The sequence below is a fragment of the Candidatus Terasakiella magnetica genome, from assembly GCF_900093605.1.
Classification (GTDB): domain Bacteria; phylum Pseudomonadota; class Alphaproteobacteria; order Rhodospirillales; family Terasakiellaceae; genus Terasakiella; species Terasakiella magnetica.
The window spans coordinates 96,052-121,839 of sequence record NZ_FLYE01000047.1; the positions used below are offsets into that span (position 1 = coordinate 96,052).

The 25,788-nt window shown below is 46.3% G+C and carries 22 protein-coding genes; 13 read left to right on the forward strand and 9 right to left on the reverse strand.

What is annotated here, in order from left to right:
• The first annotated feature begins 74 nt into the window (after positions 1-74).
• The 3 genes from MTBPR1_RS16005 (at position 75) to MTBPR1_RS16015 (ending at position 2,051) form a co-directional block, all read left to right on the forward strand.
• Positions 75-521, forward strand: coding sequence for a response regulator (locus MTBPR1_RS16005; RefSeq protein WP_069190042.1), 447 nt, complete (start codon positions 75-77; stop codon positions 519-521).
• A 108-nt stretch (positions 522-629) separates the two neighbouring features.
• Positions 630-1,562, forward strand: a complete 933-nt coding sequence (locus MTBPR1_RS16010; RefSeq protein ID WP_069190043.1) for a response regulator — start codon at positions 630-632, stop codon at positions 1,560-1,562.
• 183 nt (positions 1,563-1,745) lie between these two features.
• Complete coding sequence (locus MTBPR1_RS16015; RefSeq protein WP_069190044.1) at positions 1,746-2,051, forward strand: STAS domain-containing protein; 306 nt, start codon at positions 1,746-1,748, stop codon at positions 2,049-2,051.
• Positions 2,052-2,109: 58 nt separating this feature from the next.
• On the opposite strand, the gene MTBPR1_RS16020 is transcribed toward MTBPR1_RS16015, so the two are convergent.
• Positions 2,110-2,802, reverse strand: coding sequence for an alpha/beta hydrolase (locus tag MTBPR1_RS16020; RefSeq protein ID WP_083223159.1), 693 nt, complete (start codon positions 2,800-2,802; stop codon positions 2,110-2,112).
• 171 nt (positions 2,803-2,973) lie between these two features.
• Here MTBPR1_RS16020 and MTBPR1_RS16025 point away from each other — a divergent pair, with 171 nt between their 5' ends.
• The 4 genes from MTBPR1_RS16025 to MTBPR1_RS16040 all read left to right on the forward strand — a co-directional run bounded on the left by MTBPR1_RS16025 (position 2,974) and on the right by MTBPR1_RS16040 (position 8,394).
• Positions 2,974-3,738: a phosphoadenylyl-sulfate reductase gene (locus MTBPR1_RS16025; protein WP_069190046.1), complete on the forward strand. Its 765-nt coding sequence runs from the start codon at positions 2,974-2,976 to the stop codon at positions 3,736-3,738.
• A gap of 102 nt (positions 3,739-3,840) precedes the next feature.
• Positions 3,841-6,174, forward strand: coding sequence for a Tex family protein (locus MTBPR1_RS16030; protein ID WP_069190047.1), 2,334 nt, complete (start codon positions 3,841-3,843; stop codon positions 6,172-6,174).
• Between the two features lie 34 nt (positions 6,175-6,208).
• Positions 6,209-7,528, forward strand: coding sequence for a diguanylate cyclase domain-containing protein (locus MTBPR1_RS16035; protein WP_069190048.1), 1,320 nt, complete (start codon positions 6,209-6,211; stop codon positions 7,526-7,528).
• 92 nt (positions 7,529-7,620) lie between these two features.
• Positions 7,621-8,394, forward strand: coding sequence for a PDZ domain-containing protein (locus MTBPR1_RS16040; protein ID WP_126465310.1), 774 nt, complete (start codon positions 7,621-7,623; stop codon positions 8,392-8,394).
• Positions 8,395-8,397: 3 nt separating this feature from the next.
• On the opposite strand, the gene MTBPR1_RS16045 is transcribed toward MTBPR1_RS16040, so the two are convergent.
• Genes MTBPR1_RS16045 through MTBPR1_RS16060 form a run of 4 tightly spaced genes read right to left on the reverse strand, consistent with a single transcriptional unit; the run spans position 8,398 to position 11,827 of the window.
• Positions 8,398-8,913 (reverse strand): ferritin-like domain-containing protein, encoded by a 516-nt coding sequence (locus MTBPR1_RS16045; protein WP_069190050.1) that lies wholly within the window; start codon positions 8,911-8,913, stop codon positions 8,398-8,400.
• A gap of 14 nt (positions 8,914-8,927) precedes the next feature.
• On the reverse strand, positions 8,928-9,698 hold the full coding sequence (locus MTBPR1_RS16050) for a DsbA family protein (protein WP_083223161.1): 771 nt from the start codon (positions 9,696-9,698) through the stop codon (positions 8,928-8,930).
• 30 nt (positions 9,699-9,728) lie between these two features.
• Positions 9,729-10,472, reverse strand: coding sequence for a hypothetical protein (locus tag MTBPR1_RS16055; protein ID WP_069190052.1), 744 nt, complete (start codon positions 10,470-10,472; stop codon positions 9,729-9,731).
• Positions 10,469-11,827, reverse strand: a complete 1,359-nt coding sequence (locus MTBPR1_RS16060) for a M48 family metalloprotease (RefSeq protein WP_083223162.1) — start codon at positions 11,825-11,827, stop codon at positions 10,469-10,471. Before MTBPR1_RS16060 ends, MTBPR1_RS16055 begins: the two co-directional genes overlap by 4 nt.
• Between MTBPR1_RS16060 and MTBPR1_RS16065 the strand changes: the two genes are divergently transcribed.
• Both MTBPR1_RS16065 and MTBPR1_RS16070 read left to right on the forward strand, forming a co-directional pair.
• Complete coding sequence (locus tag MTBPR1_RS16065; protein WP_083223163.1) at positions 11,814-13,493, forward strand: gamma-glutamyltransferase; 1,680 nt, start codon at positions 11,814-11,816, stop codon at positions 13,491-13,493. The two genes, MTBPR1_RS16060 and MTBPR1_RS16065, sit on opposite strands and share 14 nt — an antisense overlap.
• Positions 13,494-13,496: 3 nt before the next feature.
• Positions 13,497-14,645 carry a pyridoxal phosphate-dependent aminotransferase gene (locus MTBPR1_RS16070; protein WP_069190053.1) on the forward strand — a complete coding sequence of 383 codons (1,149 nt, stop codon included), beginning with the start codon at positions 13,497-13,499 and terminating at the stop codon, positions 14,643-14,645.
• Between the two features lie 8 nt (positions 14,646-14,653).
• On the opposite strand, the gene MTBPR1_RS18180 is transcribed toward MTBPR1_RS16070, so the two are convergent.
• A complete protein-coding gene (locus tag MTBPR1_RS18180; RefSeq protein ID WP_165602689.1) occupies positions 14,654-14,809 on the reverse strand; it encodes a hypothetical protein in 156 nt (51 codons plus the stop codon).
• Positions 14,810-14,977: 168 nt separating this feature from the next.
• Positions 14,978-17,575 (reverse strand): Rne/Rng family ribonuclease, encoded by a 2,598-nt coding sequence (locus MTBPR1_RS16075; protein WP_069190054.1) that lies wholly within the window; start codon positions 17,573-17,575, stop codon positions 14,978-14,980.
• 574 nt (positions 17,576-18,149) lie between these two features.
• On the opposite strand from MTBPR1_RS16075, the gene MTBPR1_RS16080 reads away from it, so the two are divergent.
• From MTBPR1_RS16080 to MTBPR1_RS16095, 4 genes are all read left to right on the forward strand, one after another.
• Positions 18,150-19,427, forward strand: coding sequence for an N-acetylmuramoyl-L-alanine amidase (locus tag MTBPR1_RS16080; protein WP_205631264.1), 1,278 nt, complete (start codon positions 18,150-18,152; stop codon positions 19,425-19,427).
• Positions 19,428-19,492: 65 nt separating this feature from the next.
• Positions 19,493-21,925, forward strand: a complete 2,433-nt coding sequence (locus MTBPR1_RS16085; protein ID WP_069190056.1) for a PBP1A family penicillin-binding protein — start codon at positions 19,493-19,495, stop codon at positions 21,923-21,925.
• A gap of 65 nt (positions 21,926-21,990) precedes the next feature.
• On the forward strand, positions 21,991-23,106 hold the full coding sequence (prfB, locus tag MTBPR1_RS16090) for a peptide chain release factor 2 (RefSeq protein WP_069190057.1): 1,116 nt from the start codon (positions 21,991-21,993) through the stop codon (positions 23,104-23,106).
• Between the two features lie 86 nt (positions 23,107-23,192).
• On the forward strand, positions 23,193-23,888 hold the full coding sequence (locus tag MTBPR1_RS16095; RefSeq protein WP_069190058.1) for a type 2 periplasmic-binding domain-containing protein: 696 nt from the start codon (positions 23,193-23,195) through the stop codon (positions 23,886-23,888).
• Positions 23,889-24,053: 165 nt separating this feature from the next.
• Here the strand turns inward: MTBPR1_RS16095 and MTBPR1_RS16100 are convergent, their stop codons facing one another.
• Positions 24,054-24,815 (reverse strand): outer membrane protein, encoded by a 762-nt coding sequence (locus tag MTBPR1_RS16100; RefSeq protein ID WP_165602691.1) that lies wholly within the window; start codon positions 24,813-24,815, stop codon positions 24,054-24,056.
• A 194-nt stretch (positions 24,816-25,009) separates the two neighbouring features.
• Positions 25,010-25,783, reverse strand: a complete 774-nt coding sequence (locus MTBPR1_RS16105) for a response regulator (protein WP_069190060.1) — start codon at positions 25,781-25,783, stop codon at positions 25,010-25,012.
• Between the last annotated feature and the right edge of the window lie 5 nt (positions 25,784-25,788).

A 25,788-nucleotide genomic window follows, 5' to 3' on the forward strand; every position in this document is an offset into this window, starting at 1 on the left:
AAGTTTTAGATTTGATAAGTCATGTATAAGTATAAATACATAATAACGGCGCAAAAATAAACCGAACTGAGACAATGAAAAACGTACTCCTTATAGAAGACAGCCCGGACGATATCGAGCTGGCTGTTTTGGCGTTTAAACGCATGAACAGCGATGACCATCTCGTGGTGGTCGAAGACGGGCAGGCGGCCTTAGATTACTTATTTGCAAAGGGTGAGTATCGAGAGCGTAAAGCTGATCGCTTACCTAATCTCATTTTAATGGATTTGAACTTGCCAAAGGTTGGCGGCTTGGATGTTCTAAAGCAAATGCGCGCCAGTGAAACAACGAACCATATTCCAGTTGTTATCCTGAGCACTTCTGATGAAGATAAAGATATCCGTAATGGCTATAAGCTTGGTGCAAACAGTTTCGTTCGAAAGCCAGTTGATTTTAACGAATTTGTGCAGGTTATGAAGCAAGTACAGGAATATTGGTTGGGGGTGAATACCCATCCAACTCCACTTGCAGGCCCACAATAGTTATAGAAATGATGGTTTTAGAGGTTTTTTTATAATTCCTCTTTCACAAAAGTGCCTTAACGTTTTATGGTTGAAGATCATGGAACTAAAGGTGATGCGTAGCTGATTATGGCAAACTATCAAATTGAAGATATAAAAATCCTGATTGCGGATTCAAACCGCCAATTGCGCACAAGCCTGAAAGGGGTTTTACACCATCACGGCTTTCGCGGGATTGTGGACGCGCCTTCAATTGAAGCCTTTGAAGCCGAAGTTCGCGTCGTTAACCCGGATTTGATCTTGTGTGATATTGACCTTAAAGGCGGTCATGTGTGTGAATCGATCAAGAAACTGCGCCATAATGAGCTGGGACAAAACCCTTTTGCAGCCGTCATCCTCTTTATTGAAGAAGCCACAGAAGGCATTGTGACAATGGCCTCAGAAGCAGGCTTGGATGATTTGCAGATTAAGCCGGTTGTGGCGCAAAAAGTCATTGACCGGGTGACTTACCTGATTGAAAAAAGAAAACCGTTTGTGGTGACAACCGATTATGTTGGACCGGATCGTCGCAAAGCTGCGCGCCCGGGCACGCAGCAAATCCCATCCGTTGAAGTGCCCAATACCATGGCTGCCAAAGCAAGCGGAACCTACGATCCTCGCATGGTGCAAAGTCAGATTGATAAGGCACTTTGGGATGTGAATGCGCAAAAGATTGAGCGCCATGTCTTTCAAGTTGGCTATCTGGTTGAGCGCATTGTTCCTGCTTATGAAGCAGGTGAAGTGACCAAGAAAAATATGGAAATGGTCATTAAATTGATGAAAGTCGGGCGTGATATTGTGGAGCGCTTAGAAGATAGTGATTATGGACATATTGCGGATTTGGCAGGCACGCTTGTGACTGTGACCAAATCACTGTGGGATAGCGGGACATTGCCTAAACATAAAGACCTAGAATTATTGCCTCAGCTTTCTGCTGCATTGGCGGCAACCTTTAATACGGATGCGGTTTCAGCTGCGGCTGTACAAAAAATTCGGTCAACCATTCAGGATGAATACAAATAACAAGCTTTCCAACAGTATGGGAAAGCTACGTATATCCTTTTGTATTTATGCGAAAAAAAAAGAATTAATTTGGTGTAAAATGTTGGACGAATGAAAAAAAACAGTTATGGTGGTTTTAGCAACAAAAATTAACGCACTATATTTATATAGACCGCACTGTTTTCAGTAAAACGAGGATGAGACATGGAATACAGTATTCGTGGCGATGACAACACTAGAGAGCTTTTCCTTCAGGGTCGCTTGACTTTCTCAGACAACGTCGTCTTTCGTAAAATTGTAGATGACCTTAAAGAATATGGCGGTTCAAAGTGTGTCTTTGACCTAAGTGGTCTTGAGTTCATCGATTCAGCAGGTCTTGGCATGTTGATGTTGCTGCGTGATGCAACGGTTGGTAAGTCTTTTACCATCTCTATCCGCAGTGCAGACGGTCAAGTCCGTCGTATGCTTGAGATTGCTAAATTCGACGCGCTAATCCCGTTCGAAGATTAATTCAAAACAGTTTTCCTGTTTTAAAAGGCACCTTAATCAGGGTGCCTTTTTTTTATGGCTACCCTTCAAGGTGTTGTTTGAGAAATTCAGCACAGGCCATGGCACCGGCTTCGTCAATAGAATGGGGCAGGCCGGGGCGTCTTATCACTTGTGCATCAATATCACAGGCTTTTAACCCGCTTTGTGCCAGTTCCACAGCATGGATGGGGAGCATTTCATCGGCTTCGCCATGAACGAGCAAGACGGGACTGTCGCATTTTTTATCAGCCTTAAGCTTTGAAGCGCCAACCAAGGCACCTGAAAAACCAACGATGCAGCTATAGGGGCTTTCTTGGCGCAAACCTAGATGAAGTGACATCATAGTGCCTTGGGAAAAACCAACCAAGGCAACCTTATCAGCACTGAGCCCATAGCGCTTCATCAACCCATCCACATAATGCTGGATGGGGGCAGCTGCTTCACAGGCCCCGTCATACATAGCCTCAAATGCAATATCTTGGGTTTCTGCACGGCGTCTTAGGAAATCACTATCGCACCGCGCAAGGCTGAACCATTGACGCCCAAATGGGGACATTTCACAAACCTGTGGCCCATCAGGGGCATGAAAGGCTGTGTTGGGCAAATGCTGGACAAAGAAAGGCGCAAGACCGATTAAGTCCTGACCGTCGGCACCAAAGCCATGTAACAGCACGACAAGTGAGGTCACCTTTTCATTTTGTGGAATTAAATCGGGTCCTTGCAGCTCAACCATGTTCTTGCTCACTATATAAAAAGAATAGAGCTTGATTAGACAATCTGGCAGGTTTCTTCAATAACAATAAATAAATGTATATAAATATAATCAACATAAATAATTGACAAAATAGAGAAAGAGGCTTAAATCCTATAGTCCTGAAACAAACATCTAATGGGTTTTAAGAGTATGACTGCCACATCCAGTGCTGTTTCCTTTGCAAAACCGAACCAGTCGGCTTTGCAAAAAGAAGAAAAACTAGCCTCGCTTATTGAGAAATACGGCGCGCTTGAAGGCCATGGATTGCTTGAAGTCATGCTTAAGGAAGAGTTCGCAGGTAAAATTGCCATTAGTTCTTCTTTTGGGGCAGAAGCGGCCGTTCTTTTAAAACTGGTTGCTGAGGTGGATAAAACCACACCGATCCTGTTTATTGATACAGGGCAGCTTTTTGAAGAAACGCTTCACTATAGAGAAACGATCAAAGAATATCTTGGCCTAAGCAATATCATTACGGTTGGGCCAGAGGCGATGCATCTTGAAAATGCAGACCGTGATGGCACGCTACATGAGCGTGATACAGACTATTGCTGTCATATCCGCAAAGTTCTGCCTTTTGAAAAAGCGCTTGAGCCGTATGAGGCTTGGGTCAGTGGGCGCAAACGTTTCCAAAATAGCGATCGTGCAAGTCTTCAAGGTATTGAGCTTGACCATGATGGGCGCTTTAAAATTAATCCGCTGTTTAATTATGATTATGAAACGGTGGTCGCTATGTTTAAGGAAATGGATTTGCCACGCCACCCCTTGGTGAGCAAAGGTTATCCTTCTATTGGCTGTGGCCCTTGTACCCGTGCGGTAAAAGAGGGAGAAGACCAACGCGCTGGGCGCTGGTCTGGTCAGGGGAAAACCGAATGTGGGATTCACAAGTCACCTTCCTTTGAAGCGATTTATATTTAAAACGGCATAAAAGAAATAAAGTATCAAGGTCACCTTTTTAGGTGGCCTTTTTGTTTTTGTCCTTGCTATAAAGAGCGCCCATTTTGAGAAGGACAATAATAAATGCTCTCTATCGTTAATCGCCTTTCATCTGAGCTTTCTGTTAGCTTAAAGCAGGTCGAATCTGCTGTTGGTTTATTGGATGAAGGTGCGACTGTTCCCTTTATCGCGCGTTATCGAAAAGAAGTGACCCAAGGTCTGGATGATACCCAGCTGCGCCTTTTGGAAGAACGTCTGCGTTACATGCGTGAACTAGATGAGCGACGAGACAGCATTCTTAAATCCATTGATGAACAAGGTAAGCTTACAGGTGAGTTAAAAGGCGAAATTCAAAAAGCCGATACCAAGGCTCTCTTGGAAGACCTTTATCTCCCCTATAAGAAAAAACGCCGCACGAAAGCGCAAATAGCCCGTGAGGCAGGGCTTGAGCCTTTGACTGACCTGTTGTTTGAAAATCCAGAAAAGTCACCAGAAGGTGAAGCGGCCTCTTTCATTGATGAAGAAAAAGGTTTTGCCGATACCAAGGCCGTTTTGGATGGTGCACGCCAAATTTTGATGGAACGTTTTTCTGAAGATGCAGGCCTTTTAAAGGAGCTGCGTACCTATCTTTGGGAAGAGGGCAAGATTGTTTCCGAGCTGGTTGCAGGGAAAGAGAATGAGGGGGCTAAATTTTCAGATTACTTCGATTATTCAGAAGCCATTTGCAAAATCCCGTCTCACCGTGCCTTGGCTCTCTTTCGTGGGCGCAATGAGGGGGTGTTGAAAATTGCCCTTGTTTCACAAGAAGAAGATGCCTCTGACTGTATATTAAAAGTGAGCCGCCAGTTTGGTTTGCGTGATCAAGGTCGTGGTGCTGATAAATGGCTTTCTGATTGTGCGCGCTGGGCATGGAAAGTGAAAATCTCTTTGCATCTTGAAATGGACCTGCTTACACGCTTGCGCGAAGAAGCTGAAGATGAAGCCATTTTGGTCTTTTCCAGAAATTTGCGCGATCTGTTGCTTGCTGCACCGGCAGGTACGCGTGCCACCCTTGCACTTGACCCGGGCTATCGCACAGGCGTGAAGGTCGCTGTGGTGGATGAAACAGGTAAACTTTGTGATATTGCCACAATTTATCCGCACGAGCCCAAGCGCCAGTGGGATCAATCTATAGAATTACTCGCCCAGCTTTGTCGCAAAAATAAGGTGGAATTGATCAGTATCGGCAATGGCACAGCCTCGCGCGAAACAGATAAGCTCGCAGGCGATTTAATGAAGCGTTATCCAGAGCTGAAATTAACCAAACTGGTGGTCAGTGAAGCAGGGGCGTCGATTTATTCGGCCTCTGAATATGGCGCGATGGAGTTTCCTGATATCGATGTGTCAATCCGCGGCGCCATTTCCATTGGGCGTCGCTTACAAGACCCATTGGCTGAACTGGTGAAAATTGACCCTAAATCAATTGGCGTGGGGCAATATCAACATGATGTGTCACAAGTTAAATTAGGACGTATGCTTGATGGTGTGGTTGAAGATTGCGTAAATGGCGTGGGGGTCGATTTAAACACGGCTTCGGTTGCGTTGCTCAGCCATGTGTCTGGTCTGAATGAAGGGCTTGCGCAAAATATTGTGCGCTATCGCGAAGAAAAGGGCCGTTTTAAAAATCGCAAAGAGCTCAAAGAAGTTACGCGGCTTGGCCCAAAAGCCTTTGAACAGGCCGCAGGCTTCTTGCGCATTCGCCAAGGTGATAACCCGCTTGATCAATCTTCTGTTCACCCAGAGGCCTATCCGGTTGTTAAAAAAATTATCAATCAGGTAAAGGTTTCTGTTGATGAGTTAATTGGTGATCAGGCCAGCTTGCGCCAGTTAAACGCGGCTGATTTTATTGATGATAAATTTGGCCTGCCAACGGTTCAGGATATTATTGCGGAGCTTGAAAAACCCGGTCGGGACCCTCGTCCTGAATTTTCAACGGCCACTTTCCAAGAAGGTATTGAAAAACCATCTGATTTGAAACCAGACATGCGCCTTGAAGGTGTGGTGACAAATGTGACCAATTTTGGCGCGTTTGTGGATGTGGGGGTGCATCAAGACGGTTTGGTTCATATCTCGCATTTGGCAGATAAGTTTGTGAAAGACCCGCATGAAATCGTAAAGCCCGGTGATGTGGTGAAGGTCCGCGTTCTTGAAGTTGACCTGAACAGAAAGCGTATTTCGCTATCTATGAAAGCCAAAGATAGTGAGAATTTTAATAAAACTGACAAAAAGGTCAAAAAATCTGGTTCGCAACACACAAAAAATAGGATAGAGTCACAACCATACAGGAACAAAGGCTCTCAAAAACCATCAAGGGGGAGCGAGCAAGGCGATAATGCACTCGCTGAAGCGCTCGCAAAGGCTAAGCTAAAAATAAAATAAGCCTCTTATGGGGATCTGGGTCAAAAGAAATATAATGACGAATAGAGAAACGGTTGTAGAGATTAATGAGTTTGACCTAGCCCAAGCGGGCTGGGGCATGAAGCTTATTGAAAAAGCCTCTAACCTTTTCATGATTTGTTATGAAGACCATATCCAATATATGAACCCTGCGGGTCTAAAACTCATTGGCGCTGAAAGTCATAATGATGTTTTAAACAAACCGATCATTGATTTTATCCATCAAGATTATAAAGACTTTCTGTCTTTCGGTTTGGAAGTCTTGGCAGAAGAAGATGATTTTGTTCCCCTGAAACTCACCACATTGGATGATAAAAGTCTGGATGTGAAGCTGTTAATCAATGAATTACAGCTTGGGCCAATGACGGCATATATTGTCGAAGTGCAGGATATTACGGCTTATAAACGTGCATCAGAAGCCGTGCGCGATCGCGAACATCGCATTAAAAGTATTCTTAATACGGTCAGTGAAGGCATCATTACATTCAATTCTGATGGGGTTATTCAGACATTTAACCCCGCGGCAGAAAAAGTATTTGCCATGGCTGCGCGTGAAGCCATTGGCAAACATATTGAAGAATTAATGCCAGAGGGGACACGAGACAAATATCGTCGTATTTTTGAGCGCAAAATTTCCCATGGGCGTTCTAAAATGATGGGGCGCGCTATTGAGTTTGAAGGGCTTAATCAGGATAAAGGGGAATTCCCCCTTGAGATGACGGTTTCAAGTGCGCAAGTGGGCAGTGAACGACTGTTTACGGCTGTGCTACGCGATATTACCGAGCGTATCCAAAATGTTGAACGTATCCGTCATATGGCCCATCACGATACGTTAACGGGTTTGCCAAACAGGCATTTGTTCAAAGACCGTCTTTTCCATGCCATTAAACTGTCGAAACGCTATGACAAGTGCCTTGTCTTGATGTTTATTGATTTAGATAAGTTTAAACCGATTAATGACACCTTAGGTCATGAAGCTGGTGATACGGTTTTGATTGAAGTGGCGCGGCGTTTTAGAAATATCATTCGCGAATCAGATACGGTTGCCCGTATTGGTGGGGATGAATTTATCATTTTACTTGAAGAACTTGATACAACAGAGTCCGGCCCGCTTGTGGCTCAGAAAGTACTTGATTGTTTGAAAGAGCCAATCATCGCAGCAGGTGAAGAATGCTATCTGGGTTCAAGTATTGGAATGTCCTGTTTCCCAGAGGATTCAATGGATGCAGAGGAACTCATGCGCTGTGCTGATGAAGCAATGTATGCGGTGAAAACCTCTGGTCGCAATGGTTTTAAGCTCTATGATTCAGCGCTTTCCATCCTTGGCACTAAGTAAATAAACGTAAATTTTAAATTTCATCCTTTATTTATCAGGCCCCTTCAGGATAAGCTTTAGAAGTAATTAAAAAAGTATCTTGGAGGTGGGCTGTGTTTTGCCCATTGTTAAAGTCTGTTAAGGGGATTGTGTTTGCTGCCATGCTGATGAGCGTGGTGAGCACTGTTGCCTGTGCAAATGCGGTGACGCCCTTTTTTGGAATGCAGATTCAAGGTCTTTCACCCATTATCACTAAATCCTTAGGTGTTTTGAGCCAAGAAGGTGTCTTGGTGCGCGATATTGCGTACCCGGGGCCTGCTAGCCATTCTGATGTGCGACGCGGTGATATTATCGTGATGCTAGATGGTAAAGTGGCAAGCAATGTGGAAACCGTCGTCAAAATGGCGAAGGGATTTAAGCCCAATACCAAAGTGGCGGCGACACTTCTGCGCCGTGGCAAGAAAATTGATGTGGAAATTCCAATCGGTGTCATGCCGCCCTTGTGGAATATTCAACGCAACAAGTTTGCAACGATTGCACCTTTGGGCATTTCTTTTGCCGCACTGACTGAAAAGGTTAAAGAGCGCTTTAATCTGGGTTGGCGCTCGCGTGGTGTTGTTGTCAGCCTTGTGGATGAAGAAAAGGCAGCTGGCTTAGATATTAAAGTTGGTGATGTGGTTGTTCAGGTTAACCAATCACCCGTTTGGAAGCCTGCTCATATAATCAGCTTTATCAAAAAGGCGCAGCGTGAGAAACGCGAGATGGTCTTGTTGCTGGTTGAAGGCGCAAGTGGTTTTAGGTTTGTTTTACTACCTGTACCAACAATCAATGCATCTGCTGCAACAACTATGCAGGCGCCATTGCCTAACCTGAAACCGTCAAACTAAACCTTATTCGTGCATCATGGGTGGGTCGAGGTCTTCGTCCCAGTTTTTATCAGGCTTAGGGTAACGTCCAACCCAGCCTTCAAGCATTTCCACATGCTCACTTTCTTCTTCAGCAAATTCTTTGGCGAGTTTAACCACTTCAGGATTTGTACTGTCGGTTGCGATTTTTTTGTAAAAATCATGCGCGCCTTTTTCCACTTTAAGGGCGACTTGCAAAACGTGATAGGGCGTCATTTTATAATGCATCTGGAAATGGTCAGCCGCTTCAGGGCTATCGCCATCTTCCCATGCAAAATCCCAAGGCGCGATATGGGGGATTTCAAGGTCTTTGGCGCGCTCTTGCATTTCACCTGCATGTTTATCAGCATATCCAGCCAAGGTATTGAACAGCTCGGCAACATCAAGATTATTATGAACTTCCATGGCGTCAGCGATTTCGCGATAACGCTCAGCAGCTTCGCTTTCCATTGAAATGGAATGTGCGAGCAGTTCTTCAACCGATTTAATCTCAAGGTTCATTGGCTTGTTTCCCCTTACTTCTTGCGTTGTTGTTTTACCGCCTCAATGAGAGCCTCAGGCGGTACTGCCCCCGCAATGACCTGATCACCGATAATAAACGCAGGTGTTCCCGTAATTCCCAGTTTTTGTGCAATTTCACGTGTGGATGTGATTTCAGCATTCACATCATCGCCACTCATATCTTTTTTGAGTTTTTCAACATCAAGCCCGACATCTTTGGCTGTCTTCATAATTTTATCTGTGCTCAGGCGTCCGCGCATTGTCATCATGGCAATATGGAAATCCATATATTTACCCTGCTTTTCAGCCGCCAGTGCTGCGCGTGCTGCGACTTCTGATTCTGGTCCTAAAATGGCAAATTCTTTTAAGACATAACGAATATTTTTATCGCTGTTAATGACTTCCATCACGCCGGGAAAGGCACGTTTGCAATATCCGCAATTATAATCAAAAAACTCAACCAATGTGACATCACCCTTGGGGTTGCCGGCCACAGGGGTAAGGGGGCCTTTGATCATGTCTGCACTAACAGAGTTTAGCGCGGCTTTTTGCTGGTCAGCACGGGCCTGTTCTTGGCGCTGTTGTAAAATGCTCATGGCTTCCACAAGAATTTCAGGATTTTGTAAGAGGGTTTCTCTGACAAGCTTACGGACCTCCTCTTGTTCTGTGCTGCTTAGGCTTTCGCCAGCTTGTACAGAGGAGATGAGAAAAAGGCTGAAGGTAACACTAAGAAACAGGCGCAACATGTTTAAGAGCTCTATTTTGATTTTTGGAGGCCCCATCATGGAGCAGCTTTGTAGCAGTGGCAAGTAGACTTATCGGCTTAACCAGATATTTGAAAAGGTAATCCCGCCCCCTGATGGGGAAGATTGGCCGGCAAAACCCACAAAGGTCACAATGACATTGGAGCGATCATCGCGCGGCCATGCCCGTTGATAGACAAGCGAGAGATCAATGGCCTCATCATACCACATGTTGGTTTGTTCAACCCCGCCACGTTGGGCATAATATTTGACCCGTCCCATACTATAGAGATTACCGCGTTTGAGGGCCATATCATCAAAACCAATGGCAAGCAGGCGATCAAACGGGGGTAATTTTTCACCGCGCCAGATAAAGGCATCATTGCCAAGTGGTGGGCTTTTATCTCCCCCGCCATAAAAGCCAACAACAAGGCGCACAGGGTGATGCTCGCCTTTATGTTCTGATACATTCCATTGCCATGTAAGGTAGGGTGTTACAAGCATTTTGGCTTTTGTATAGCGCGCCAGAATAAAGTCTTTTGCGCCATTTTGGATGTGGGTGCCAACCATACCTTCTTTGCGCGCTTGAAAAATATTTGCCACTTTATTTCTATTGCTAAAGGCTGTGTCAAAATCCATGCCTTCAATGACCCAGCCAGCGGGGATATTATTGGGATAGAACTGGGCTCTTGGCCCTAGAATATCAATGCGGCTACCAGTTCCAATTTGAAGGTATTTTTCTTTTTTCTGGCTCGCGCAGCCTTCAAGGGTGAAAACAAAGCTCAGCAAAAGTGCAATTTGATAAAAGCGGGTCATTTTTGTTTCTGTTTTTTCAGGAGGCGCTCAGCGCTTAAGCGTAAATCTTGGGCCTGTATCCATTGGCGAGAGCCGGTTTTTAGGTCTTTTTCAGCCCGTCCGGCAAGGTAAATCGCATCTTTATAACGTCTTTGCAAATAGGCTTCTTCGGCTAAGGCAACGGAGCTTTCAGCCATTTGTCCGTTGCGCCCATAAGCAATGCCCAATTGGCGCCACACGAAGCTGCGGGTCTTGTCTTTTGCAAGGGAGCGTTCCAGCAATGTAATGGCATTGCCCAGTTGCAAGGGGTCTTCTGTTTCAAGGTAACTGCGCCCTAAGGCCAACATAAGCTGCGGGGATTGAGGGAGAAGGTCCACGGCGATTTCATAGGATGTAATTGCGTCTTGAAGCTTGCCATTTTCAAAGTAAATCTGGCCTTTTAACTCATGGAAGAAGGCATCCTTTGGGCGCTCGTTAATCAAGCTGTTGATTTCATTTAGGGCTTTATCAAGTTGGCTGTCTTTATGATAGGCCTGCGCACGGGCATAGCGCGCGGCAATAGAGCGATCCCCAAGAGGATAAAGACGCATGGTGTGCGGCGCTGGCAAGAGATAGGCATCCAGCTTGGCCCGCATTCTGGCATGCATCTCGATCATTTTTGGTGAAACGCGTTTGGCACTATATTGTGATGTTTCAACATGATTGCTTAGAAATGAAATCCGCCCCGCTGTGAGGGGGTGAGAACGTGTATAGGGGTTTTGCTCAGATGTGGTGCTCAGCTCATTTTTTTTCAGCACTTCAAAAAACTGTAAAAGACCTTTAGAGGTCATTTGGTTGGCTTCAAGGTAGCTAACGGCTGCTTGGTCGGCTGACCCCTCTTCGGTACGGCTATATTGTAACAAGGACCGCATGGCCATATCTTGACCGCCAAGCACAATGGCACTGGCTGCACCGGGCTGACCAGCCAGCACGGCGGCACCACCCAGTATGTAACCAAGAATCGATTCGGGGGACGCGCCTTGCATTTTTTGGCGAAGTCGCGATAAATGGCCGCCTGCGATGTGACCTGTTTCGTGGGCAATCACGCCGATTACCTGCTCAGGGGTGCGGCTACGCTGTAAAAGTCCGGTATGGATAAAAAGTTTTTGCCCACCTGCAACAAAAGCGTTGAGTCTATTGTCCTTTACCAGATAAATTTCAATGTTGTCGGCGCTTAATCCGGCGGCATCAAAAATTGGCTTTGCAAACAAAGCGATGGTATTTTCGATTTCTGCATCTCGAATAAATGTTAATGCTACTGCATTTTTAGCGTTAGTGATGTAGAAAGACAGGGTCCAACACATAACAAAGAAAAGAAGTTTAATGGTTTTTCGCACGCTTTCTCACCGCTTTAATATATCCAATTTGTCTAAAGCTAGCCTGCCATCTATCTGGCGTCAATTAGCGGCTTGTACAATGTTGGTTTCACTGGCTGCTTGTTCTATAGCTGAGAAGCCGGAAGATAAAGGCAAAATTGGTTATGTGAAGGGCTTTATTGGCGGGGTCAGCGCAGATGAACCACGCGCAGCCTTGGTTGGGCGTGATGTGTTAAGTGCAGGTGGTACAGCCGCTGATGCGGTAACAGCCATGTATTTTGCCGCCAGTGTGACCATGCCGGCCACAGCCAGCCTTGGTGGTGGTGGTGTCTGTGTGGTGCATGATCGCAAGGACGAAACAACTGAAGCCTTGGATTTCTTATCAAAACCGCCAAAAACAATCCCACCGGGGACTGAGCGCCCCGTTGGCGTGCCCATGAATGCACGTGGCTTCTTTATTTTGCAGTCCAAATATGGTGATTTGCGTTGGGCGCAGCTTATCTCACCGGCTGAGAATTTGGCACGTTTTGGCACGCAAGTCTCTCGCGCGCTGGCAGCAGAGCTTAAACCCGTTGGTCCGGCCCTTATTCAAGATAAGGAAGCTGCACGTATTTTTGCCAAAGATAATGCTCAGCCCGTGCGTGAAGGGGATTTCATCAAGCAGTTTGATCTCGCCGCCACTTTAACAGAAATTCGCACTAAAGGCCCGGGTGCCTTATATGTGGGGCCATTTGCAAACCGCTTTGTTGAGGCGGTTAAGCAAGCAGGTGGTTATATCACAAAAGAGGATTTACGCGACGCGCTGCCTGCATGGAGTGATACAGTCCAAAGCCTGCCTTATCAGTATAAGGTTGCCCATTTTGCCCCACCTGCGGCTGCGGGCGGTGTTGTGGGCGCGCAAATTTGGTCCATGTTGGCTGAATATGATGATTTTGATGAGGCCGATGAGGCCACACGCGCCCATATGTTGGCAGAAAGCTCAATGCGCAGTTATGGGGACCGTGCACGTTGGGTTATGCCATCTGGGCATTCACGTGCGCCTGCCAATGCCTTGGTGAGCGAAAAACATATTAAAAGTTTGATGAGTGGTATGAGTGAGACCCGCCATCAGGCAGCTTCAACCTTAAAAGCTGTTCCACAAAGCACGCCAGAAGCGCCAAGCGCTTTAAGCCTTGCTGCGGTTGATCGTTACGGCATGGGGGTTGCGTGTAATGTATCGATGAATAATGGTTTTGGTGTGGGGCGTATTGCGCCACAAACGGGTGTGCTGCTTTCTGCCTTGCCGGGCTTGAATGGTCGTGGTCCTATGCCACTTGGCCCTATGCTGGTTGTGAACCCCAATTCAAATGAAGTTTATTTCGCAGGTGCTGCTTCGCGCGGTGTAACGGCACCAACCGCCCTTGTTAGTGTGGCTGCGCGCATTATTATGGGGGAACAAGCCCCTAAAGAGGCTATGAATATGCCAAGAACGCATCATGGTGGTGCACCCGATGTGCTTTATCATGAAACAAACTTGAGTGCTGATGTGCTGAGCAAGCTTCAATCAATGGGTCATAAAACAGCAGGCGTGCAAGGCCTTGGCATTGTCAATGCGATTGCGTGCCCAGGGGGCTTACATGCACAGGCTCAAACATGTCGCGCCATGAGTGACCCGCGTGGATATGGACTTGGCGTCGGGGCGGACTGATCTATGGCTTTAAAAATTGCAAAAGGCGGCACAGTGGCCCCCTTCATCGTTATGGATGTCATGCGTGCCGCAAACGAGCGCGAGGCCAGTGGCGGTGATGTTCTACATATGGAAGTGGGCCAACCCAGCAGCAGTGCGCCCAAGGCCGTGTTAGAAGCAACCCAGAAAGCCTTGATGAGCGATAAGATCGGTTATACCGATGCTTTGGGACTTCCTCAATTGCGCGAACGGATCGCACAATATTACAAAGATTATTACAAGGTTTCCATTGATGCCAGCCGTGTTGTGGTGACAACAGGTTCTTCTGGTGGCTTTCTTCTTTCTTTCCTCTGTGCCTTTGAAGAAGGCGATAAGGTTGGGTTAACCGCACCGGGCTATCCGGCTTATCGCAATATTTTGCGCGCTCTTGGTTATGAGCCGATTGAAATACCCGTGGGGCCAGAAACACATTTCCAACCCACACCTGAGATTTTGGACAATCTTGGGGTAAAGCTGGATGGATTGATTGTGGCAAGTCCGGGGAACCCAACGGGCAGTATGTTGTCGCGCCAAGACCTTCAAGCCTTGTGTCACTATTGCGACCATAACGCTATTCGCTTTATCTCAGATGAGATTTATCACGGCATTACTTATGATGGGCCAGCAGATACGGCTGTGGAATTTAGTGATCAGGCTATTTTGATCAATAGTTTTTCGAAATATTTTTCCATGACGGGCTGGCGCTTGGGCTGGATGGTTGTGCCTGATGATATGGTGCGCCCAATTGAATGTTTGGCGCAAAATCTGTTTATTTCCGCACCGACACTTTCCCAATATGGTGGGATTGCGGCCTTTGACTGTATTGAAGAGCTTGATGAGAATGTAGCTGCCTATGCCAAGAACAGGGAGCTGCTTTTAAATGAGCTGCCTAAAGCTGGTTTTGATAAGCTCGCACCCAGTGATGGGGCATTTTATATTTATGCAGATGTAGCCCATCTCACAAATGATACACAGGCGTTTTGTAAGAAGATCCTCAATGAAACAGGGGTCGCGTTGACCCCCGGCGTTGACTTTGATTCAGAACGCGGACAACACTTTATGCGCTTTTCCTATGCAGGAAGTTTTGCGCATATGCAAGAGGCTGCGAAACGGTTAAAGGCCTACCTTGCTTAGTGAAGGTTTTACTGTGTTGAGGTTTTATCTTTTTCTGAAAACCAGTCACAACGATCTTTCTGGTTTTTAGAAAAGCCTGCCAATTTACCGATCTTGGTGAGCGTTTCATAAAATTTACAACGCAAGCAGTGCTCACCATCGCCGCATTTGATTTTTTCTAACATCTTTGTGAATCTTCCTGTCTAGAATAATAATCATTTTTTTATTATGGGTATCAATATAGCATATCCATGAAATAAGTGTAAATTAGCTATCCGTATAAGGTGGTTAAATGTAAAAAGCCCGGCTCAAGAGAGGCCGGGCTTTTAAATGCTTGAAAGAGTAGGGGGAGCTTAACGGCTCCACCAACCTTTGCGTTTTGGTTTATCTTCAGTGACTTCCTCATGGGAACCATCACTTGCTTTAAGCGTAACAGCCGTGGTTGCAATAACTTTTGCTTCCACTTTTGGCTCTGGTGTTGGTGCTTTTTCTTCTTTCGCCTCAACAACAGCCACGTCTTCTTTCTTTGTTGTGCGGCGCTTGCGCGGTGCAGGTTTTGGCTTTTCTTCTGCTTCTTCGCTTGCGCTTTCAGAAGCATCTGATGTGTCTTCATCCACCTTTGGCTTGCGCGTAGAGGTGCGACGACGTGTTGTTTTGCGCTTTGGCTTCTCTTCTGAAGACTCTTCAGTATTGTCTTCAGATGTATCAGCCGTTTCTTCGCTTTTCTCTTCAGTGGATTTGCGTGAAATGCGACGACGCGTTCTTTTAGGCTTTTCTTCTTCCTGACTTGGCGCGTCAGATGTTTCAGAGTCCGTATTAGAAGTTTCTTCTGCATCACTTGCAGGTTTTGCTTCTCTGGGCTCATCATAATCAGGACGACGGCGACGCATGCCACGACGACGTGGGCGACGACGCGGTCTTTCTTCACGTGTTTCTTCTTCAGAAGCTGCTTCATCAGCAGTCTTTTCAGAAGCTTCACCTTCAGAAGACTCTGTCATTGCTTCATCGTCATCTTCGTTCTCGATTTCTACACCATCTTCATTGGTGCGACGCGAACGACGACGACCACCGCGTTTGCCACGACGACGACGCTTGCGAGGCTTATCCTCATCATCGTCTTCATCGCCGGTTTCTTCATTTTCAACAACTTCTGACACTTCATCAGCTGATTGGTTCTCGTTTTTGCGACGACGTGGGCGACGACGACGGCGACGTTTGCGACCATCACCTTCTTCATCATCCTCACTTGTGGTCTCAAGAACTTCATCCTTGATGTTTTCAAGCTTGGTTGAATCTTCAGGGCCGAGCGGACGGGTGTTGGTATCGCCACCACCTTGCTTGGCTTTAAGGCGCTCAAGCTTATATTCAGGAGAGACAAGACTGTCATCGCCTAAAAGCTGAACGGCCATCTGATAGCGTTCTTCAATCGCAGCCAGCAGGTCACGTTTTTGGTTGAGGATGTAAAGGGCCACTTGTGTTGGCACATGAACGATAATCTCGTCAGAACGACGGCGAATACCTTCTTCCTCAATCACACGCAATACATGCAAGACGGTTGATTCAAGTGAACGGCGCACCCCTGTGCCGTGACAGAAATGACACGGCTCAGTGCTTGTTTCTGTAAAGCTTGGACGCAGGCGTTGACGCGACATTTCAAGCAGGCCAAACGGGCTGATGCGACCGATTTGAATACGGGCGCGATCATGCTTCATGGCTTCTTTAATGCGACGCTCAACTGCAGACTGGTTGCGCGAAATTTCCATATCAATGAAATCGACAACCACAAGACCAGCCAAATCACGCAAACGCAAGGAACGCGCAATTTCATCAGCCGCTTCAAGGTTGGTTTTCAGCGCGGTCTCTTCAATGTTACGCTCTTTGGTAGAGCGACCAGAGTTCACATCAATGGCAACCAAGGCTTCGGTCGGGTTGATAACGATATACCCACCTGAAGGCAGCTGCACAATTGCGCTATGCATTGCATCAAGCTGGCCTTCAACCTGATAGCGGTGATAAAGCGGAATTTTGGACTCTTCGCGATAAGGCTGAACCTTCTTTGCATGAGAAGGGATCAACATTTTCATGAAGTCCTTGGCAATGCGGTAACCTTCTTCGCCTTCAACCAAGACTTCGTCAATATCGCGGCTGTACATGTCGCGAATGGAACGTTTAATCAGGTTGGCTTCTTCATAAATCAGGGCAGGGGCCTGACTTTGCAAGGTCACATCACGAATGTTGGACCATAAACGCATGAGATATTCAAAATCACGCTTGATCTCAGGCTTGGTGCGTTCTGCACCTGCTGTGCGCACAATAACGGCTGTGCCTTTTGGAATAGAAAGGTCTGCCAAAACTGATTTGAGACGTTTGCGGTCTTTAACGTTTGAGATTTTACGTGAAATCCCTCCGCCCTTATCCGTATTAGGCATCAGCACGCAGTAACGACCCGCTAGTGACAGGTAAGTTGTCAGGGCAGCACCCTTGTTGCCGCGTTCTTCCTTAACAACCTGCACCAAAATGATCTGGCGCTTTTTAATCACTTCCTGAATTTTATAGCGGCGCTGATTGCGATAGCGCGGACGGTTATGTTCAACCTGATCGCTATCATCTGCACCGGACTCTTCAACAGCTGCTTCGGGGTCTGGGTCTGTTTCATCACCGTTGTCATCCACATCGGCTTCGTATTCTTCACGGTCCGATACCGGGATTTGGTAATAATCAGGGTGTATCTCGTTAAACGCGAGGAAGCCGTGACGGTTGCCGCCATATTCAACAAAGGCAGCTTGCAGGCTTGGTTCTACGCGGGTGACTTTTGCGAGATAGATATTCCCTTTGAGTTGTTTACGGTTAGCAGATTCAAATTCAAGTTCTTCTAGGCGATTTCCATCGACGACAACGACCCGGGTCTCTTCCGGGTGGGTTGCATCGATTAACATACGTTTGGTTGCCATTAGGCTCGTAACTCCAGTGCGCAGAAACGTGTAGCCAACGTGAGTGCATTCGTAAGTGGACGTGCCCCAGTTGAACGTTGCTGCAATATTTTTTAATGAATGGTGTGGTAGAAATGCCGGCGGCGCCCATTACAAAACGTGACGCGGGATAGCCCGTTTCAGTCGTTTTGATATTATGGTCTGCTCTTGCCAGCATGAAAACCTCGAATAGGTGTGTATATTTTAGTCTTGCCAAGCGCTACGTTTCGCACAAATAGAAATTGCGTCAAATCGGCGTGAACTCGATCCTGTTTAAACGTTGTGTCCATTTTTTTAAGTGTTGGGAAATGCCAAACAGTGGTTTTTTCCGTGAAATGGATGTTTTTACAGATAAGAGCGCTTTTTCACGCGGTCGTTAACATAACGGTAGGAAATTGATTTCACAATGTCTTAAATGCGCAAATATTGATTTTTCTTATTTATTTGTTCCCTCTGTGCATCATTGAAAGCTTGCGAAAGGTGGGGGAAATAAGGTAAATCAATGGAGTCGCACAAATTTATGTGTGGAAATGTAGCAAATTTTTGAACCATGATTATGACCCGTAAATTCATAAAAATAACTGTTTTCAAAACGTTATTCCTATTTATCTGTCTTTTTGGATTCGCGCCAACGGCTTCTTCCCAAGATGGTTTAATGCCGCTTGTGCAAAATGTTCGTGTCGGTCAGCATCCCGATTACACTCGTTTTGTGATGGAAGTTAGTGATAAGGTAAAATATCGGGTCTCCATGTTGGCAGACCCGTACCGGATCGTGGTTGATTTTCCTGAAATGGGCTGGCAGTTGCCCAAAGGCTACAATCCACGCATGTATGGATCACTGAGTGGTTTTCGCTATGGTCTTTTTAAAACCGGGACCTCGCGTATTGTTTTAGATGCCAAACAACCTGTAAAAATTAAAAACACCATGATGTTGCCCCCGCGTGGCAAGACGCGCAATTGGCGCTTTGTCATGGATATGGTGCCGACAAGCCGTGCAACATTTATGGCTTTGATGAAGCCAGCAACTTTCCCATCGCCAAAAGTGGCTAAGGCTGCACCTGCGCGAGTTGCGCCAAAAAATATTCAAAAAGCACGCGTTCCTGCCATGTTACCACCAGCTAAACCGCAAAAGAAAAGCGGCAAGCATGTGGTGGTCATTGATGCGGGCCATGGTGGGGTGGACCCCGGTGCACGCGGTGTCAGTGGGGCTTATGAAAAACACATAACGCTCGCCATTGCCCGCCAAGTGCGTGACGCTTTGCGCAGAACTGGGCGATATAAAGTGGTTTTAACCCGTGATCGTGATGTGTTTATCCCGCTACGTGAGCGCACAGCCATTGCACGACGTGCAGGCGCTGACCTGTTTCTCTCGCTTCATGCTGATACGTTTCGTGATAAGTCCGTGCGCGGTGCCTCTGTCTATACCTTGTCAGAACGGGCCTCTTCAAAAGAAGCGCAAGCCTTGGCTGAGCGCGAAAACAAGGCTGATTTGATTGCAGGGGTCGATTTATCTTCAACAGCAGATGATCTGAGTTTCATTCTGCTTGATATGGCCCAGCGTGATACCACAAATGAGTCCTCTCGCTTTGCAGAAACATTGGTGAAAGACATTTCACGTTCTTCAAAAGTTTTGCGCAACCCGCACCGTTTTGCGGGCTTTGCCGTACTGAAAGCACCTGATGTTCCTGCGGTTTTGATTGAGCTTGGATTCTTATCTAATAAATATGATGAACGCTCGCTTCGGTCCAAGAAGCATCGTGCAAAATTGGCAGATGCGATTAAAACATCCATCAATCGCTACTTTAATCGGGTGGAAGAGGCCAATCGCCTATAAAACCCGCGACAAGCCTGTTTAAGCTTGTATACTGCCCGTCCGTTTTTCAAAGATTTGGAAGTGTCGTGAAAATATTAAAAATCATAGCCGGAATGTTGGGCTTTTTCCTGTTCCTTGCGTTTCTTGGGGCCGGGGCTTTGCTCTATGGTTTTTACTATTATGGCAAAGGCTTGCCGGACTACACCCAGCTTAAGGATTATGAGCCACCTGTGATGACGCGTGTTCATGCAGGTGATGGTCAATTGATGGCAGAATATGCCATTGAAAACCGTGTGTTCGTACCGATCAAAGCGATCCCGCAACGCGTAATCAGGGCATTTTTAGCCGCAGAAGATAAAAACTTTTATCACCACTCTGGAATTGACCCCATGGGGGTTGGCCGTGCCATTTTGATTAATATCAAAAATGTGGGCAAGGGCCGCCGTTTGGTCGGGGCCTCAACCATTACCCAGCAAGTGGCAAAAAACTTTTTGCTGACAAACGAGGTTTCTTATGTGCGTAAAATCAAGGAAGCCATCCTTGCCTTGCGTATTGAAAAAGCCTTTGAAAAAGACCGTATTTTAGAACTCTACCTTAATGAAATTTATCTGGGCTATGGCTCATACGGGGTGGCCGCAGCCGCCTTAAACTATTTTAACAAGTCCTTGGGTGAGCTTTCTATTGAAGAAGTTGCTTATCTGGCTGCTTTACCCAAAGCGCCGAACAACTATCACCCAATTAAAAAGACGAAAAAAGCTGTTGAGCGTCGCAACTGGGTTGTGGATCGTATGGCAATTGAGGGGGTGATCACCCTTGGTGATGCGGCGGATGCTAAAAATAAGCCGCTGAAAGTAGCCTCACGTGCGCAAACAGAATTTGTAAAAGCACCTTATTTTGCTGAAGAAGTCCGTCGTGAGTTGGTTTCCATGTATGGCGAAGATAAGCTTTATAAGGGTGGCTTGTCTGTTCATACCACGCTTGATCCCACCTTACAGGCCATTGCGCAACGCCAATTACAAAAGGGCCTAGAAACCTATGATCGCCGCCACGGATGGCGCGGCCCTGTTGCTAAAATCGATAATATGCTTGATTGGCAAACCGCCCTTGGTGATGTAAAATCGCCCAAAGGGGCGCCTGCAGACTGGACGTTGGCTGTTGTGCTGAAACTGCATAAAGCAGGAGTAAGTCTTGGTCTACTTGATGGCAGCAATGCTGCCTTGCCCTTTAATGAAATGAAATGGGCGCGCGAGCCCCTTGAAGATCAAAAAGTCGGCGCGCGTTTAAAACAGCCCTCTGATGCGTTGAATAAAGGCGATGTAGTTTGGGTAAAACCGGTTGTTGAAAATTCCAAAGGGGATAAATACCAGCCTAATACTTATGCCTTGCGCCAAATTCCAAAAGTACAAGGCGGTATTGTCTCGCTTGATCCACATACAGGGCGTGTATTGGCAATGGTTGGGGGGTATTCTTATGCCCATAGCCAGTTTAACCGTGTCACACAAGCCAAACGCCAGCCCGGCTCGGCCTTTAAGCCGTTTGTCTATCTGTCTGCTTTTGATGAAGGCTATACGCCCTCTACCCTTATTCTTGATGCACCGTTTGTATTGGATCAGGGACCGGGCCAGCCCAAATGGCGACCGGATAACTATTCCAAGAAATTTTATGGCCCTTCAACCATGCGTTTGGGGATTGAAAAATCACGTAACTTGATGACAGTACGTCTTGCCCAGACATTGGGCATGGATAAAGTCAGTGCTTACGCCAAGCGTTTTGATATCACACCAAACCTGCCAGAAGTGCTTTCCATGGCGCTTGGTTCCGGTGAGACCAAACTTATGAACCTTGCCACGGCCTATGGCATGTTGGTGAATGGTGGTAAACGTATTTTACCGACCTTGATTGATCGCATTCAAGATCGCAACGGGGTGACGCAGTTTAAGCATGAAACCCGTGAATGCCCGAATTGTCTGGCCTTGAACTGGACAGGTGATGAGATCGTGCCCCAGATTGTAGATAACCGTGAAAGCGTAACCTCACCTGAAAGTGCCTATCAGATTGTTTCTATCCTTGAAGGGGTGGTGCAACGCGGCACTGGTCGTCGCGTGCGCGCAGTGGGCAAGCCCTTGGGTGGCAAGACGGGTACAACAAACAAAAGCCGCGATACATGGTTTATGGGCTTTAGTCCCGACCTTGTCACAGGTGTGTTTGTGGGTATGGATACACCAACACCCTTGGGTCGCAAAGAAACAGGCTCAAGCGTTGCTGCTCCCATCTTTAGGGACTTTATGAAAGAGGCTCTGGCAGGCAAACCTGCAACACCGTTTCGTATCCCTGATGGCGTGCGTATGGTGCGTGTAAATGCACGTACAGGCCAAGATGCCCAAGTGGGTGAAACAAACGTGATCTGGGAAGCCTTTAAACAAGGCACATCGCCAAGCCAAAGCAACCGTGTGCTTGAAGGTCAGAGTGACGAGATTGTTTCTCCCGGTGATGTGGATACGGGCGGCGGTCTATATTGACCCAAGCTGTGTTACAGTTTAAATATCCTGCAAAAGTTTAATTATTTTCTTTAGGAAGATCGTTCATGCGCGCTGAAGTCGAAACTCAGGTCGAAGAAATCCGTAAATCCCTTAAATTGCTGCGCAAGCATTTGGATTACGATAATGCCGTGCGCCGCCTTGAGGAACTCAATGCGTTGAGCGAGGACCCTGACCTGTGGAATGATCCCAAAAAAGCTCAAGAGCTGATGAAGGAACGCACACGTCTTGAAAATGGCATCAAGGCGCTTGAAGAATCTGAGCAGGAACTTTCTGATAATATCGAGCTGATCGAGCTTGGTGAAATGGAAGATGATCAAGACACCATTACTGAGGCTGAAGAATGTTTAAACCAGCTGCAAGAACGCGCGGCAAAAGAAGAGATTGAAACGCTGCTTTCCGGTGAAGCCGATGGTAACAACTGTTTCTTGGAAATTAACTCAGGTGCAGGCGGGACAGAGGCTTGTGACTGGGCCAATATTATGTTGCGCATGTATTCGCGCTGGTGTGATAGCCGGGGCTATAAGATTGAATATCTTGAAGAAACCGCGGGTGAAGAAGCGGGTATTAAATCTGTTACCTTAAAAGTTACAGGTCATAATGCGTATGGCTGGTTAAAAACGGAAACGGGCACACACCGTCTTGTGCGTATTTCCCCGTTTGATAGTTCAGCACGACGCCATACCAGTTTTGCAGCTGTTTCCTGCTCCCCCGAAATTGATGATAATATCGAGATTGAGATCGAGGAAAAAGACCTGCGTGTGGATACATACCGTGCCTCTGGTGCAGGGGGGCAGCACGTTAATAAAACTGACTCAGCCATTCGTATCACGCACTTGCCAACGGGTATTGTGGTGCAGTGTCAAAATGATCGCTCACAACATAAAAACCGTGCCGCAGCATATAAGATGTTGCGTGCACGCCTTTATGAGGCAGAGCTGCAACGCCGCGAAGCTGAAAGCCAAGCGGAACATGATGCAAAGACCGAGATCGGTTGGGGCCGTCAAATTCGCTCCTACGTGCTTCAGCCGTATCAGATGATCAAGGATTTGCGCACCAATGTTGAGACGTCAAACTCTCAAGCCGTATTGGATGGGGATCTGGATCAGTTTATGGCAGCCGCACTTGCCAACCGTATTGAAGGCTCAAGCGACAGCGAGTAATAGAATTATTTTAACATGATAAAGTACTGGTATTGCACTTAAGCTTGTTATAGGTTGCAGCAACTCATTCAACTTAATGGCGTGATATGAGAGCTGTTGGTATAATTTTAGTTTTATTTGGTCTGATGACCATACAGGCAAGGCCTGCGGGTGCTGAAACACCTTGTCTAAAGCTGGTCGCGCATGAAACAGGTATTGTTTCAACCATCTCCAAGAATGTGAGACTTGCACTTAATGAGGCTGGGCTGTGTAGCCTTTTTTATAACCCTTTAAGTGCAGAAACTCAAAAAGCAAAAGAACAAGGCCTTATTGATGGCGAACTGTTACGTGTGCAGTTTTATGACCGTCTCATTGGTGAGAGGCTCGTGATCGTGCCCACCCCGCTTGCCTCAGGCAATGGTTTTGTGGTTGTGCGCAAAGAGTCTGATATCACCAAGGCCAATTACAAAGACTATAAAATTGGCTATCTTGTTGGCACCATCTGGAACAAGCTGGTGGTCAAAAAAATGAAGAATGCTGTTGTATATGAAAATTATCAACAGCTTGTCACAGCCTTAAAGCTAAATGAGATCGATGGATTTTTAGCTGATAGTGTCGCCTATATGTCACTGAAGAAGAAACTGGGCCAAGCGCGACCTCTTGCCATTATGAACTTATCAGGCCACACATGGCTGTTGGCTAAACATAAAGATTTGGCTGTAAAAGTTAATCAGGCTTATATGGCTTATCTTGCCAAAGGTAGAGCTTTTACTGATCCGATACAGGCAGATCATAATCACTAGTTAGTCTTCTTAGATGCTTGCCAACCATCTCGAACCTCTGTCTTAAAATTAATAATAAAATAGATTAATCAAAGACTTTGAAAACGGAAATGAGCTGAAGGTAAAAATCCACCATTGATAAGAGTAGGCTAAACGATGTTTAGCCTACATAATCTTTAACTTGTTTTAAAAGTTGTAGCGTACAGAAGCACCAATTTCATGGGTCTTATGGTCAAAGTGAATACCTTGCACTTCATTTCCCTCACCTGAAGTACTGATCCAATTGTAGGTATTACTTGTTTTTGCGCGACCGTAATCTGAATAAGAATAAGAGAGGTCGAAAGTCAGTTTGTCACTGAATGGAATTTGCAAACCTGCAAACAGTCTTTTAGCAAAACCGGTTTCTTTATGTCTTTGATATTGTAATCGAGAAAAAGCGCCGGCGCCATTTTGTCTGTAAGCATCATCAATAGTATTTCGGGCAGCACCAAAACCAAAGCCAACATAGGGCTCAACATAATAATTCTTTTCAATGCCTGCGAACTTTTCAGCTAAGTCTGCAAGGTTGAGTGCCGCATTAAGCATGACAGATTCAGTTTCAATGTCATATTGATAATAATCGGTGCCCGTACTGCTGGTAAAACGATCAGCATCAGAAACAGATTGAGAACTGAAATTATGCTGGTAAACGAACTCTAGGTCTAGATAGTCCAGTACTTCATACCCAATTCCAATTTTCGCAATCGGTGCATTATCAAAGTTTGTTGTGAAAGCTTCTTCACCACCACCTAGAATGATTGTTGCGTCACTATCAGAGCTATAGGCTTGACCCACCCCAACAGTTAGGTAAAAGTCAGATGCAAGTGCCGTCGTGGACAAAAGGGGAGCTGTAAGAAGTAAACAGCCTGTAAGTCGACCTAATGATTTTGTAATTGAGTATTTTCGCACTTTGCCCACCTTAATTCTATGTTGATAACTACAAGTTTTACGATATTTGATCTCATAGAGTGTAGTCAGCAATATTTCAAGCTTGAATAGGGATACATGAAAAAATATTGCGCTTGTTTACATCTCTGTCAACCAGATGAGTTTCCATATGTACGGCGGACCGTTTTTAAATGGGTCCGCCATGTTGCTTAGGTTCAGGTGATGCCAAAACGTCTTAAACAGTCTGCAATATCATCGCCAAAGCTTTTGCCTTTGCGTACCAAGCCGGATGAATGAGGCAGGTCACGTAAAGATGGGTCTCCCCAATCATTACTGGTCAGTAGCGCAAATGGGATGCCCTTAGCAGCAGGCATGGAAGCAAAAGCGTTGGCAAGATCAATGCCTGAGAGCTCATCAATCACACCAGCAGCGAGAACCATATCGGGGCGCGTGCGCATGGCGAGTTCAAAGCCTTTGAAAGAGGATTTGGCAAAAGAAACACGATAACCACATTCTGCCATTTCACGCTCTACAATATGGCCCGTTGGTTTATCAGGCACAATAACGAGAATTTCGATGTTCTTTTTTTCAAGATCACCAAACTCATGATCAAACTTGGTAACCGTTGGCAACTCACGCACCAGCTCGGCACTGGTTTTCTTGGTCTCGCTCGCCAATGTGCCATCAAGGGCTGCTTCCAGCTTATCAAGGAACATGCGCACATCATCACAATGGGGCTCATCCATGGATTTAATACGGTCCAGATAGTCATCAAGACGGTGGGAGAGCAAGCTGACTGTGCTGGAGTCTGCGGTATGCGCATGCGCACCCAGAATTTGCACATTGCGGCGAAACTTCGCCATATCATCATCATTAAAATTCGAACGTAGATTTTCACGCTGAATTTCAAGGTTGTTCATAATATCTCGTGCTTCTTCGAGAAATTCACTTTCGACTTGAAGTTCTAGGTCAGATTTATCGTGCGCCATTAAAC

Bases quoted from the DNA above. Each gene is read 5' to 3' on its own strand.
- MTBPR1_RS16080 (WP_205631264.1), top strand. From the start codon at position 18,150: ATGACCCGTAAATTCATAAAAATAACTGTTTTCAAAACGTTATTCCTA.
- MTBPR1_RS16015 (WP_069190044.1), top strand. From the start codon at position 1,746: ATGGAATACAGTATTCGTGGCGATGACAACACTAGAGAGCTTTTCCTT.
- MTBPR1_RS16055 (WP_069190052.1), bottom strand. From the start codon at position 10,472: ATGACCCGCTTTTATCAAATTGCACTTTTGCTGAGCTTTGTTTTCACC.
- MTBPR1_RS16025 (WP_069190046.1), top strand. From the start codon at position 2,974: ATGACTGCCACATCCAGTGCTGTTTCCTTTGCAAAACCGAACCAGTCG.
- prfB (WP_069190057.1), top strand. From the start codon at position 21,991: ATGCGCGCTGAAGTCGAAACTCAGGTCGAAGAAATCCGTAAATCCCTT.
- MTBPR1_RS16070 (WP_069190053.1), top strand. From the start codon at position 13,497: ATGGCTTTAAAAATTGCAAAAGGCGGCACAGTGGCCCCCTTCATCGTT.
- MTBPR1_RS16035 (WP_069190048.1), top strand. From the start codon at position 6,209: ATGACGAATAGAGAAACGGTTGTAGAGATTAATGAGTTTGACCTAGCC.
- MTBPR1_RS16050 (WP_083223161.1), bottom strand. From the start codon at position 9,698: ATGATGGGGCCTCCAAAAATCAAAATAGAGCTCTTAAACATGTTGCGC.
- MTBPR1_RS16075 (WP_069190054.1), bottom strand. From the start codon at position 17,575: ATGGCAACCAAACGTATGTTAATCGATGCAACCCACCCGGAAGAGACC.
- MTBPR1_RS16005 (WP_069190042.1), top strand. From the start codon at position 75: ATGAAAAACGTACTCCTTATAGAAGACAGCCCGGACGATATCGAGCTG.
- MTBPR1_RS16105 (WP_069190060.1), bottom strand. From the start codon at position 25,783: ATGGCGCACGATAAATCTGACCTAGAACTTCAAGTCGAAAGTGAATTT.
- MTBPR1_RS16010 (WP_069190043.1), top strand. From the start codon at position 630: ATGGCAAACTATCAAATTGAAGATATAAAAATCCTGATTGCGGATTCA.
- MTBPR1_RS16095 (WP_069190058.1), top strand. From the start codon at position 23,193: ATGAGAGCTGTTGGTATAATTTTAGTTTTATTTGGTCTGATGACCATA.
- MTBPR1_RS16020 (WP_083223159.1), bottom strand. From the start codon at position 2,802: ATGGTTGAGCTGCAAGGACCCGATTTAATTCCACAAAATGAAAAGGTG.
- MTBPR1_RS18180 (WP_165602689.1), bottom strand. From the start codon at position 14,809: ATGTTAGAAAAAATCAAATGCGGCGATGGTGAGCACTGCTTGCGTTGT.
- MTBPR1_RS16045 (WP_069190050.1), bottom strand. From the start codon at position 8,913: ATGAACCTTGAGATTAAATCGGTTGAAGAACTGCTCGCACATTCCATT.
- MTBPR1_RS16065 (WP_083223163.1), top strand. From the start codon at position 11,814: ATGGTTTTTCGCACGCTTTCTCACCGCTTTAATATATCCAATTTGTCT.
- MTBPR1_RS16030 (WP_069190047.1), top strand. From the start codon at position 3,841: ATGCTCTCTATCGTTAATCGCCTTTCATCTGAGCTTTCTGTTAGCTTA.